This window comes from Aeromonas molluscorum (assembly GCF_051376105.1).
GTDB classification, from domain to species: Bacteria; Pseudomonadota; Gammaproteobacteria; order Enterobacterales; family Aeromonadaceae; genus Aeromonas; species Aeromonas molluscorum.
This window is the reverse complement of record NZ_JBPQCY010000001.1, coordinates 2,064,516-2,076,739: the sequence shown is the minus strand read 5'-3', so window position 1 is coordinate 2,076,739 and position 12,224 is coordinate 2,064,516. Positions and strand designations below refer to the sequence as shown.

Sequence of the window (12,224 nt, the reverse complement as noted above, 5' to 3'; positions counted from 1 at the left end):
GAAAAGAGGCGCCCACTGGGCGCCTCTTTTCATGATGGCGCAGGCCCGGCCCCCTCCTCGGGGAGGGTCAGCTTGGGGTCGCTCATGCACAGGCGGGCACGAAACACCCCCTGCTCCAGGCGGGTTGTTATCTGCCAGCCCAGCTTGTCACAGATGCGCTCTATGATGGTGAGGCCACAGCCATAGCCCAGGATCTGATCCGGCACCGCCGCCGTGGGATTGCTGATGGTGAGTGTCTCCCCTTCCAGCCGGATGTCGATATGACCATCGGCATAGCTCAGGGCATTTTTGAGCAGGTTGCCCAGCGCGATGGCGAGCAGGGAGAGGGGGGCGTGCACCTTGCTCTGCTCATCCAGGGCCAGCTGGATGTCGAGGGGCTCCCGCTGCAGCAAGGGGGCCAGGCGTGCCAGCTCCTGCTGGATCAGGGGGGCCACCTGTTGGGGCGGGCGCTCCACGGCCTCCTTGCGGCCCAGCAGCAGGAAGGTCTCGGTGAGCAGCGCCATCTCGTCGCTGGCGGCGCGGATGCGGGCGGTGGCACGTTGCACCGGGGCGGGCAGATCCGTCACCTTGCCGAGCAGGGCGGCCGAGCCCTGGATCACCATGTTGGGGGTGCGCAGCTCATGGCTGGCGAAGCGGCTGAACTCCTGCTCCCGGGCGAATACGGCGGCCACCTCGTGTTTGCCTTCGAGCAGCGCCAGCTCTATTTCCCGCAGCTCCTGCCAGGGGGCATCGGGAATGAAGTCGGCCCGATCCGGGGTCAGCCGGGTGACCCTCAGCCGCAGCCTGTCCAGGGGGCCGACCAGATGGCCGACCAGCCAGATGCCAAAACCGATGCAGGCCAGCAGCAGGGCCAGACCGATGAGGCGGGTGGTCAGGTGCAGTTTGTCTTCATAAGGGTCCAGGTAGTCGTCGGCATCATCGTTGAATACCAGATAGATGAGCCCCTGACCCGAGGGGTGGGGGCGCACCAGGAAGTGCTTGTCCTCATCGGCGAGCTGTTGCTCGAAAAAGCCCGGGGCCTGGTAGGGTTTGAGCCAGCCGGGCAGGCGACCCCGCTCGGTCCAGTAGCTGGAAAATTGGCGCGGGCTGGGGGCGGGGGCCTGATCTCCCAACCGCAGCCAGTCATCCTGGTAGCGGGTCGCCTCGGCCTCCAGCCAGTGGCGCAGGCTCAGCTCCTCCATTTTGTCCTCCGCCACCACCATCAGCAGGCTGATCAGCACCAGCAGCAGCAGGCCGGCGCTGCCGAGGATCAGCACCAGTCGGCGGCGCAGGCTGGGCAGGGCCGCTTGCGGGGTCATGGGGTGACCAGCCGATAGCCCTGGCCGTGCAGCGTCTCCAGCATGGGGTGCTCGAACGGCTTGTCCAGCGCGTTGCGCAGGGCATAAATGTGGCTGCGCAGGGCGTCGGAGTCAGGTTCGTCATCGCCCCAGATGGTGTCGAGCAGTTCCTGGCGGCTCACCAGGGCCGGTGCGCGGCGGGCCAGCAGGCTGAGTATTTGAAAGGGGATCTTGCCTATCTTGAGCTCGACCCCGGCCCGCTTGGCACGGCCCGCTGCGGGGTCCACCTCCAGCTCGCCAAAACGCAGGGGGGCGGCGATATCGCCCCGGGGGCCGCGCAGGGCCAGGGCCTGCAACCGCACCTCCAGCTCCTCCATGGCGAACGGCTTGACCAGGTAGTCATCCCCCCCAGCCTTGAAACCGGCCAGCTTGTCGGCAAGGGCATCGCGGGCGGTGAGAAACAGCACCGGGGTGGCAATGCCGTCGGCCCTCAGCCGCTCGACCGTGGAGAGGCCGTCGAGGCGCGGCATCATGACGTCCATGATAATGACGTCAAAGCGCTGCTCGGCCAGCAGCTGCAGGGCGGCCTGGCCGTGATAGGCACAGTCCATGCTGTGCCCTGCCAGCTCCAGATAATCCATGATGGTTTCTGCCACCTGGGGATTGTCTTCCACCACCAGTATTCTCATCTATCGATCTCCTGCTCTTGACCGATATTTTCACGGTCATCTCACACCGGATAAGGCATCCTGTATGGCAGTGTAACCTCGAGGATCCCCGATGAAGAAGTCTCTCTGCGCTCTCCTGCTGCTTATATTGTTGCCACTTGGCACTGTGCAGTCGGCCGAGTTCAAACTGACCGGTCGTACCACCTGGCAACTGGGTCAGCTGATGGTCAATGGCATCCCCTTCGTGCTCGACGAACAGACTCGCTTCAAGGAGGGTCTCGACGAAGATGATCTTGGCGGTACCTGGGTCGAGCTGGAAGGGGAGGTGCAGACGACGGCGCAGGGGGCGCGACGGCTGATCCGCGAGGTGGAGCCTCTGGAAGAAAAGGATGAGATGGAGCTGGAGGGACAGGTAGAGCAGGGGCGAGTCTGGGGCTATGGCGCCGCCGACGAGAGCCTGGCGCCCTTCGAGGGACGCTGGCTAGAGCTGGAGTGTCGCTTCGACGGCCTGCGTCTGAGCCAGTGCCGAGAGGATGATTGAATCGCTGCTCAGTCGAGCGGAAAAATTACCCGTCCAGGCCCATAGTTAAACCTCATCGCTGGGTTGACCATGGACTTGTCTGCTATGACCAGAACCGCACTGTTCCTGCTGTTGCTCCCCTTTCACGCCCCTGCCGACCAGCCCGAGCGCTGGCTGGTGGAACTGGAGCATAACGATGGCATCCATCTGCAATTTCAAGGGGCCGAGCTGGAGTTGGGCAGTGCCCGGGTGGAAGGGGGAAATGCCCTCCTCAGGCCCGGCGTCTGGCTGGCCATCGACAGTGAGCAGGGGGTGGCGCAGCGGATCCGCCCCCTCGGCGCCTCCTGGCAGGCCGAGGATAGGCTCAACTGGCGCAGGGCTCAGGATCGGCTGCTGGCCCGGCAGGGGGATCGCCTCTTGCTGGCGCGGCTGGGGGCGGTCTCGCTCACGCCGGATGTCAGGCTGATCAACGGCCTGGCCGCCGACCTGCAACCGGGCCGCCAACTGGTGCTGAGCCGCAACGAAGCGGGCCGTCTGACCGAGATCCTGATCCCCAACCCCGAGGATGAATCGGAATAAGGTTCACGCCATTGAATAGAATAATATTGTTTTTGCTAATTTAGAAATATCTTTCATATATATGCCGGGCAATGAATAAGTGACGAATAAGATTATGGGGTAGATGCTCTGATATTATATTTGTCAATATTGAACGATCGTCAACTAATGGCTTTGTTAATATGCAACACATATTAAAGTGTGGGCGAGATCGCACATTGATATTAATGCGGCTGATACTGTCGTACTCACATGCGACCTACGGGTTTATTAGCTCGGTGGATGCATGTCAATGTTCAATATATCGGGGTTGCTATGCGAAAATTAAAAATAACTGGCTTGTCATTCATCATGTCCGGCCTGCTGATGGCACAGGCTCAAGCGGCAGAGCCCGTCTATCCAGATCAGCTACGCTTGTTTTCATTGGGCCAGGAGGTCTGTGGCGACAAGTATCGCCCTATCAATCGCGAAGAGACTCAAAGCGTTAAAAGCAATATTGTCAATATGATGGGGCAATGGCAAATAAGCGGGCTTGCCAACGGCTGGGTCATTATGGGGCCGGGGTATAATGGTGAAATAAAACCAGGGGCAGCATCCAATACCTGGTGTTATCCGACCAGCCCTGTCACAGGTGAAATACCGGCTTTATCCGCCTTGGATATTCCAGATGGTGATGAAATAGACGTGCAATGGCGACTGGTACATGACAGCGCTAATTTCATCAAACCAACCAGTTATCTGGCCAACTATCTTGGCTATGCCTGGGTGAGCGGCAATCACAGTCAATATGTCGGTGAAGACATGGATGTGACCCGTGATGGCGATGGCTGGGTGATCCGTGGCAACAATGATGGTGGCTGTGACGGCTATCGCTGTGGCGAGAAGAGCAGCATCCGGGTCAGCAACTTCGCCTATCACCTGGATCCTGACAGCTTCAAGCATGGCGATGTCACCCAGTCTGACCGCCAGCTGGTCAAGACTGTGGTGGGCTGGGCGGTCAACGACAGCGACACCCCCCAATCCGGCTATGACGTTACCCTGCGCTACGACACCGCCACCAACTGGTCCAAGACCAACACCTATGGCCTGAGCGAGAAGGTGACCACCAAGAACAAGTTCAAGTGGCCGCTGGTGGGGGAAACCGAGCTCTCCATCGAGATTGCCGCCAACCAGTCCTGGGCGTCCCAGAATGGGGGCTCGACCACCACCTCTTTGTCCCAGTCCGTGCGCCCGACTGTGCCGGCCCGCTCCAAGATCCCGGTGAAGATAGAGCTCTACAAAGCCGACATCTCCTACCCCTACGAGTTCAAGGCCGATGTCAGCTATGACCTGACCCTGAGCGGTTTCCTGCGCTGGGGCGGCAACGCCTGGCATACCCATCCGGATAACCGTCCGAACTGGAACCACACCTTCGTCATAGGTCCGTACAAGGACAAGGCGAGCAGCATTCGTTACCAGTGGGACAAGCGTTACATCCCGGGTGAAGTGAAGTGGTGGGACTGGAACTGGACCATACAGCAGAACGGTCTGCCTACCATGCAGAATAACCTGGCTAGGGTGCTGCGCCCGGTGCGGGCGGGGATCACCGGCGATTTCAGTGCCGAGAGCCAGTTTGCCGGCAACATCGAGATCGGCGCTCCCGTGCCGCTCGCGGCTGGCAGCAAGGTGCGCCGTGCTCGCAGTGTGGACGGTGGTGCTCCGGGCCTGAGACTGGAGATCCCGCTTGATACGCAGGAGCTCTCCGGGCTTGGCTTCAACAATGTCAGCCTCAGCGTGACCCCTGCCACCAATCAATAACGGCAGCGCGTTGCAGTAAGAGAACCGGGCCCATGGCCCGGTTGTTGTTTGTACTGGTCGGGCTTGTTAAAGGCTTGTGCTTTCCATTTCCCCACTTATACTGGCGCCATCTTGTCGGAGTGCCGACCGTCGAACGACGCGAGGCTGAGACCGTTAATTCGGGATCCGTGGAACCTGATCAGGCTAGAACCTGCGAAGGGAAACAAGGGTAACCAGAGGGTTGCCGCGCCGGGGGAGGGACAAGCCTCTCCCGCTCATCGAAAGGGCTATCCCTCGATGAGTCAAGGCGCACAAGAGGGAGCTTGCCCTGCCAGGGGCCATCTAGGTGGTAACATCAGGCAGCGACAAGGACGAGTCGGGAGCCAGCGGGCATCCCCTCCCTCTTGAGAGCAGATCTCAGCTCCTGGTTCATCACTTCTCCTCGAACTCCAGACAAGCAAACCCATAACTTCAACCAGTTAATGTGAGTTTTGCTATGTCTACCTCAAAAACTTCCGCACCGGAAAATGCCAAGTCAGTCCCCGTCGGCCGTCGCCAGCAACGCGCTAGCGCCCAGACCTTCATTGACAACTTGAAGGGCATGGCCCATCCCAACTCCAAACGCATCTTCATCCAAGGGTCACGCCCCGACATCCAGGTGGGGCTGAGGGAGATCACCCTGGCCGATACCTTCGTCGGTGGCACGGAAGAGAACCCCAAGTTCGAAGCCAACGAGCCGGTGCCCGTCTACGACACTTCGGGTGCCTATGGGGACGAGAGTGCCGAGATAGACGTGCGCCGCGGCCTGCCGCGCCTGCGTGAGCAGTGGATCCTGGAGCGGGGTGACACCGAGCCACTCGATGATCTCAGCTCCGCCTTCACCCAGGAGCGTCTCGCCGACGAGGGGCTGGATCACCTGCGTTTTGAACACCTGCCCAAGGCGCGCCGCGCCAAGGCTGGTAAGTGGGTCAGCCAGTTGCACTATGCCCGCCAGGGGATCATCACCCCCGAGATGGAGTTCATCGCCATTCGCGAGAACATGGGCCGTGAGCGGGTGCGCTCCGAGCTGCTGTTGACCCAGCATCCGGGTCAGGGTTTTGGCGCCAAGTTGCCAGACAGCATCACCCCCGAGTTCGTGCGCGCCGAGGTGGCCGCAGGCCGCGCCATCATCCCCAGCAACATCAACCACCCGGAAGCCGAGCCGATGATCATCGGCCGCAACTTCCTGGTGAAGATCAACGCCAACATAGGCAACTCGGCGGTCAGCTCCAGCATCGAGGAGGAAGTCGAGAAGCTGGTCTGGTCGACCCGCTGGGGCGCCGACACCGTCATGGATCTCTCCACCGGCCGCTACATCCACGAGACCCGCGAGTGGATCCTGCGCAACAGCCCGGTACCCATCGGCACAGTGCCCATCTATCAGGCCCTGGAGAAGACCAACGGCATCGCCGAGGATCTGACCTGGGAGCTGTTCCGCGACACCCTGCTGGAACAGGCCGAGCAGGGGGTGGATTACTTCACTATCCATGCCGGCGTGCTGCTGCGCTACGTGCCCATGACCGCCAAGCGCCTCACCGGCATCGTCTCCCGGGGTGGCAGCATCATGGCCAAGTGGTGCCTCTCTCACCACAAGGAGAGCTTCCTTTACAAGCATTTTCGCGAGATCTGCGAGATCTGCGCCGCCTATGACGTGGCTTTGTCGCTCGGCGACGGCCTGCGTCCGGGCTCTATTTATGATGCCAACGACGAGGCCCAGTTCGCCGAGCTGCGCACCCTGGGGGAGCTGACCAAGATCGCCTGGGAGTACGACGTGCAGGTGATGATAGAGGGTCCCGGTCACGTGCCCATGCACATGATAGAGCGCAACATGACAGAGCAGCTGGAGCATTGCCACGAGGCGCCTTTCTATACCCTGGGTCCGCTCACCACCGACATAGCGCCGGGCTACGATCACTTCACCTCCGGCATAGGCGCCGCCATGATCGGCTGGTACGGCTGCGCCATGCTCTGCTACGTCACCCCCAAGGAGCACCTGGGGCTGCCCAACAAGGAGGACGTAAAGCAAGGCCTCATTACCTACAAGATTGCCGCCCACGCAGCCGATCTCGCCAAGGGTCACCCCGGTGCCCAGATCCGCGACAACGCCATGTCCAAGGCGCGCTTCGAATTCCGCTGGGAGGATCAGTTCAATCTGGCGCTGGATCCCGAAACCGCCCGCAGCTATCACGACGAGACCCTGCCCCAGGAGTCCGGCAAGGTGGCTCACTTCTGCTCCATGTGTGGCCCCAAGTTCTGCTCCATGAAGATCACCCAGGACGTGCGCGATTACGCCGCCAAACTCGATGCCGCCAAGCTGGAAACCATAGAGGTGAAGCTGGTGGGTATGGATGGTCAGCAGCAGCGGGTGCAGGCCGAGGTCGAAAGCGGCATGGCCCGCATGGCGGAAACCTTCAAGGAGAAGGGGGGCGAGATCTACCATCAAGCCGCCAACCTCAAGGAAGAGGCATGAACCCCATGGTCCCACAACAGGCTGCCAGGCCCATTGTCTGGACCATAGCCGGTTCAGACTCGGGGGGCGGGGCCGGTATTCAGGCCGACTTGCACACATTGCACGACCTTGGCGTGCACGGCTGCTCGGTCATCTCCGCCATCACAGCCCAGAACTCGGTGGCGGTGAAGATGGTCGACCCCGTGCTGATGCAGTCCTTCACCGCCCAGATCGACGCCCTCGGCGTCGATCTGCCACCCGCCGCCATCAAGATAGGCCTGTTGCCGACCCGGCTCCATGTGGAGGTGCTGGCCCGGCGCCTGGATACACTGAACGCCCCCTTTGTGGTCTATGACCCGGTCGCCATCGCCAGCACAGGCACCCCCATGGCGGAGCCGAACATGCTGGCGGCGGTGCGCGAGCAGCTGCTGCCCCGTCTGTCGCTCATCACCCCCAACGGCCCGGAGCTGGAGGCGCTGACCGGCATTCCCGCCAGCAGCCCCGAACTGGTTCGGGCAGGGGCGGCCCGGCTGCGGGAACTGGGGGCCCGCGCCGTGCTGGTCAAGGGGGGGCATCTGGAGTGGAGCGGGGATCACTGCCTCGATTACTACCAGGACGAGAGCCGCGAGTTCTGGCTCGCGGCGCCGCGGCTCGATACCCGCCACGGTCATGGCACCGGCTGCGCTTACGCCAGCGCCATCGCCGCCGTGGTGGCGCAGGACTACCCGGTGGAAGACGCCATCACGGTGGCGCGCGCCTACCTCCAGCAGGGGTTGGCAGGGGCGCAGGGGGTGGGGGCAGGCCCAGGCCCCATCGCCCATCTGGGCTGGCCGACCAGCCTCGCCCATTTTCCCCGGGCCGTATTGGCGGGCTCCAGCCTGGATCGCCGTTTCGCGCTCTATTCCGCCAGCGAGGCTCGCCTGCCCGATGGCCCCTTTGCCCCGACCGAGCATCGTCTCGGCCTCTACCCTGTGGTGGATTCGGTCAGGTGGCTCGAACGGTTGCTGGGGGCCGGGGTCAAGACACTGCAGCTGCGCATCAAGGATCTGCCTGCCGATGAGGTGGCGCCCGCCATTCGTGAGGCGGTGGCCCTGGGTCGCCGCCATGGCGCGCGCCTCTTTATCAACGACTATTGGCAGCAGGCCATCGCCGCCGGCGCCTATGGGGTGCATCTGGGGCAGGAGGACATGGAGAGCGCCGATCTCGCCGCCATCCAGGCCGCCGGGCTTCGCCTTGGCATCTCCACCCATGGCTACTTCGAGCTGATGCGGGCCCGGGAATTGGCGCCCTCCTATATCGCGCTCGGTCATATCTTCCCGACCAACACCAAGCAGATGCCGTCCCGCCCGCAAGGGCTGGTGCGATTGCACCACTACCGCGCCCTGATGGCCAAGTGGCCCACGGTCGCCATCGGCGGCATCGGCGAGGAGCGCATCGGCGCTGTGCGGGAGAGCGGGGTCGGCAGCATCGCCCTGGTCTCGGCCATCACAGGGAGCGATGATTGGCAGGGGGCGACCGCTCGCCTGCTGGCCGCCGTGGGGGCAGGGGATGCCCCCCTGTCGGCGCGGCCGCACCAGATAGAGGAGGCCAGTCATGCTCTCTGACGAAGAGTACCTGCGCTACGGCAGGCAGTTGATGCTGAGCGAGATCGGCGAGGCGGGGCAGGCGAGGCTGAAAGCGAAATCTGTGCTGATCGTCGGTCTCGGCGGCCTCGGTTCGCCGCTGGCGCTCTATCTGGCCGGGGCCGGTGTCGGCACCCTGTGGCTCGCCGATGGCGACACCCTGGATTCGAGCAATCTGCCGCGCCAGATCCTCTACACCGGCGAGGGCGTGCGTCGCTCCAAGGCCGAGCTGGCCCGGGAGCGACTGGCGGAACATAACCCGGACCTTGAACTGATTGCCATCAATCAGCGACTCGATGGGCAGAGCCTGCCGGAGTTTGTGGCCGAGGTGGATCTGGTTGTCGACTGCTGCGACAACCTCCCTACTCGCCACGCCATCAACGTCGCCTGCGTGGCCCAGGGCAAGCCCTGGATCTCCGCCGCCGCCGTCGGCTGGCAGGGCCAGCTGATGGTGCGAAGCGCCCCCGAACAGGCCTGCTACGCCTGCCTCTACCCGGCGGATACCGACGTAAGGGAGAGCTGCCAGAGCAGCGGCGTCACCGGCCCCCTGGTGGGGGTGATGGGCGCCTTGCAGGCCCTGGAGGCGCTCAAACTGCTGCTCGGCCTGCCGAGCCCGGTGGCGGGCACATTGCGCCGCTTCGATGCCCTGGCCCATGAGTGGCAGACCCTGCACCTGCCCGCCGATCCCGACTGCCCTGTCTGCGGCAGCGCCATCCCGGCCCTGAAGGATTAACCATGAAGATCCGATTGAACGATATCGAACTCTCCCTGCCCATCGGCCAGAGCCTGAGCGAGCTGCTGGCGGTGCAGGAGATTGCCCCCCAGGGGGTGGCAGTGGCCCTCAACGGCGCCGTGCTGCCCCGCAGCCGCTGGCCAGAGACCCGGCTCAATGACGGGGACGAGATCCACCTCTTCACCGCGATAGCGGGAGGCTGACATGCTGCGTATTGCCGATCACACCTTCTCATCGCGCCTCTTTACCGGCACCGGCAAGTTTGCCCACCCCGAGCTGATGGCGGCCGCCATCGCGGCGAGCGGCTCCCAGCTCGTCACCATGGCCATCAAGCGCCTGGAGCCCGGCAAGCGTCACGACGACATCCTGAGCCCCTTGCTGGCCCTCGGGGTCAAGCTGCTGCCCAACACCTCGGGCGCCAAGACGGCCGCCGAGGCGGTGTTTGCCGCCCACCTGGCCCGGGAGGCGCTGGGGACGAACTGGCTGAAACTCGAGATCCACCCCGATCCCAAGTACCTGTTGCCCGACCCCATAGAGACCTTGAAAGCGGCCGAACAGCTGGTGAGAGAGGGCTTCGTGGTGCTGCCCTACTGCGGCGCCGATCCCGTGCTCTGTAAGCGGCTCGAAGAGGTGGGCTGCGCCGCCGTCATGCCGCTCGGCGCCCCCATTGGCTCCAATCAGGGGCTGGTGACCCGGGAGTTCCTGTCGATCATCATCGAGCAAGCCAATGTCCCCGTGGTGGTGGATGCGGGCATAGGGGCGCCGAGCCACGCGGCGGCGGCCTTTGAGCTGGGCGCCGATGCCGTGCTGGTCAATACGGCGATTGCCGTGAGCGGGGATCCGGTCGCCATGGGCCGCGCGTTCGCGCTCGCCTGCGAGGCAGGTCGCAGCGCCCATGAGGCGGGCCTCGGGGCGCGCGGCAGCCAGGCGCAGGCTTCCAGCCCGCTCACCGATTTCCTGGAGGCCCTATGAGCGCGCACTTCGCCCCTATCGAGGGGGCGAGTTTTCTCGATAGATGGCAGGCGCTTGGGTGGGACCATGTGGGCATGAGTATCCGCGCCAAGACTGCCAGGGACGTGGAGCGGGCGTTTGCCAGTTCGCGTCGCAGCCTGGATGACTTCATGGCGCTCATCTCCCCGGCCGCCGAGCCCTTCCTGCCCCGGATGGCGGAGCTGGCCGAGCGCCTCACCCGCCAGCGTTTCGGCAATACGGTGGGCTTCTATGTGCCCCTCTATCTGTCGAACCTGTGCGCCAACGACTGCTCCTACTGCGGCTTCTCCATGAGCAACCGCTTGAAGCGAAAGACTCTGAATGGCGAGGAAATCGAGCGCGAGTGCCTGGCCCTCAAGGCGCGGGGTTTTGACAGCGTGCTGCTGGTGACCGGCGAGCACGAGACCAAGGTGGGCATGGACTACTTTCGCGAGCAGCTGCCGCGGATCCGCCGCCACTTCAGCACCCTGGCGATGGAGGTGCAGCCCCTGTCCGAGGCCGAATACGCCGAGCTGAAAACCTTAGGGCTGGATGCCGTCATGGTCTATCAGGAGACCTACAACGCACCCGCCTACGCCCGCCATCACCTGCGCGGCAACAAGCAGGACATCGCGTGGCGCCTCGCCACGCCGGATCGGCTGGGGCGCGCCGGCATCGACAAGATTGGCCTGGGGGCGCTGATCGGCCTGTCGCCGGACTGGCGCGCCGACAGCTATTTCATCGCCGAGCACCTGGCCTGGATGGAGCGCCACCACTGGCAGAGCCGCTATTCCCTCTCCTTCCCGCGCCTGCGCCCCTGCACCGGGGGGCTTGAGCCCGAAGTGAGCATGTCGGACAGGCAGCTGGTGCAGCTTATCTGCGCCTGGCGCCTCTTCTCGCCGACCCTGGACTTGTCGCTCTCCACCCGGGAATCCCCTGCGTTTCGCAACGGCGCCCTGCGCCTTGGCATCACCCAGATGTCGGCGGAATCGCGCACCCAGCCGGGCGGCTATGCCGAAGGGGACAAGGAGGAGCTGGAGCAGTTCGCCATCCACGACGACAGGGCCCTGGGGGAGGTCGCCGCCGCCGTGCGGCAGGCAGGGTTGCAGCCGGTGTTCAAGGACTGGGAGGCGTTTTTGGGCCGATAGGGGCGGCCACGTCCCCCTTTGTCGGTGGCATCCGGGGCGTTCAGCCAGACTCCGTGCCTGTGGCAAGCAGGCACGGCTGCGCCGTGCAATCGTAGGGTCGATTAGCCGTCAGGCGTAATCGTCCGTTCCGTAGGGTCGATTAGCCATCAGGCGTAATCGTCCACTTTGTTGTGTGGGGATGGTGGATGGCACGGCTTCGCCGTGCAGGATGCGAGGCCGCTGGCCTCGAAGGGGTTTCGCCCGCCCTTCGGGCTGGGGCGAGTGACTTTGGAAAGACCCAAAGTCACCAAAGGTCTTCTCCCCCACCAATCCGACCGCTACGCGGTTTCCCTCGGGTCAGGTGCAAGGTCGGACGGACCGCCGCAGACGGCACATCCCTGATGGCGCTCCTGACCTTGCCCCTTCCCCTCGGCGGATTGGAGGGGGCACCAAAACCGTGCTCACCATAACCTCAGGGTGTAATTC

At 63.6% G+C, this 12,224-nt stretch carries 11 protein-coding genes and 1 riboswitch; of the genes, 9 read left to right on the top strand and 2 right to left on the bottom strand.

Features of this window, described 5'->3' with window-relative positions; all coding sequences use genetic code 11:
* Positions 1-29: 29 nt before the first annotated feature.
* Positions 30-1,298 carry a sensor histidine kinase gene (locus tag ACSMDR_RS10270; RefSeq protein ID WP_436468117.1) on the bottom strand — a complete coding sequence of 423 codons (1,269 nt, stop codon included), beginning with the start codon at positions 1,296-1,298 and terminating at the stop codon, positions 30-32.
* Positions 1,295-1,966, bottom strand: coding sequence for a response regulator transcription factor (locus ACSMDR_RS10265; RefSeq protein WP_436468116.1), 672 nt, complete (start codon positions 1,964-1,966; stop codon positions 1,295-1,297). Before ACSMDR_RS10265 ends, ACSMDR_RS10270 begins: the two co-directional genes overlap by 4 nt.
* A 91-nt stretch (positions 1,967-2,057) precedes the next feature.
* Between ACSMDR_RS10265 and ACSMDR_RS10260 the strand changes: the two genes are divergently transcribed.
* The 9 genes from ACSMDR_RS10260 (at position 2,058) to thiH (ending at position 11,759) form a co-directional block, all read left to right on the top strand.
* Positions 2,058-2,486 (top strand): hypothetical protein, encoded by a 429-nt coding sequence (locus ACSMDR_RS10260; RefSeq protein ID WP_436468115.1) that lies wholly within the window; start codon positions 2,058-2,060, stop codon positions 2,484-2,486.
* A gap of 84 nt (positions 2,487-2,570) precedes the next feature.
* Entirely contained in the window at positions 2,571-3,044 is a 474-nt protein-coding gene (locus ACSMDR_RS10255) for a hypothetical protein (protein ID WP_436468114.1), read from the top strand.
* Positions 3,045-3,338: 294 nt separating this feature from the next.
* Positions 3,339-4,820 carry a beta-barrel pore-forming toxin aerolysin gene (aerA, locus tag ACSMDR_RS10250; protein WP_436468113.1) on the top strand — a complete coding sequence of 494 codons (1,482 nt, stop codon included), beginning with the start codon at positions 3,339-3,341 and terminating at the stop codon, positions 4,818-4,820.
* Positions 4,821-4,925: 105 nt separating this feature from the next.
* Positions 4,926-5,039: riboswitch (TPP riboswitch) on the top strand.
* A gap of 256 nt (positions 5,040-5,295) precedes the next feature.
* Entirely contained in the window at positions 5,296-7,308 is a 2,013-nt protein-coding gene (gene thiC / locus ACSMDR_RS10245) for a phosphomethylpyrimidine synthase ThiC (RefSeq protein ID WP_436468112.1), read from the top strand.
* Complete coding sequence (thiE, locus tag ACSMDR_RS10240; RefSeq protein ID WP_436468111.1) at positions 7,305-8,891, top strand: thiamine phosphate synthase; 1,587 nt, start codon at positions 7,305-7,307, stop codon at positions 8,889-8,891. Before thiC ends, thiE begins: the two co-directional genes overlap by 4 nt.
* The gene (locus ACSMDR_RS10235; protein ID WP_436468110.1) at positions 8,881-9,642 is read left to right on the top strand and encodes a HesA/MoeB/ThiF family protein; all 762 of its coding nucleotides are present in this window, start codon (positions 8,881-8,883) and stop codon (positions 9,640-9,642) included. Before thiE ends, ACSMDR_RS10235 begins: the two co-directional genes overlap by 11 nt.
* Positions 9,643-9,644: 2 nt before the next feature.
* Positions 9,645-9,845 carry a sulfur carrier protein ThiS gene (thiS, locus tag ACSMDR_RS10230; protein ID WP_005902171.1) on the top strand — a complete coding sequence of 67 codons (201 nt, stop codon included), beginning with the start codon at positions 9,645-9,647 and terminating at the stop codon, positions 9,843-9,845.
* Position 9,846: 1 nt separating this feature from the next.
* Positions 9,847-10,614 (top strand): thiazole synthase, encoded by a 768-nt coding sequence (locus tag ACSMDR_RS10225; protein WP_436468109.1) that lies wholly within the window; start codon positions 9,847-9,849, stop codon positions 10,612-10,614.
* Entirely contained in the window at positions 10,611-11,759 is a 1,149-nt protein-coding gene (thiH, locus tag ACSMDR_RS10220) for a 2-iminoacetate synthase ThiH (RefSeq protein WP_436468108.1), read from the top strand. Before ACSMDR_RS10225 ends, thiH begins: the two co-directional genes overlap by 4 nt.
* Positions 11,760-12,224: the final 465 nt, after the last annotated feature.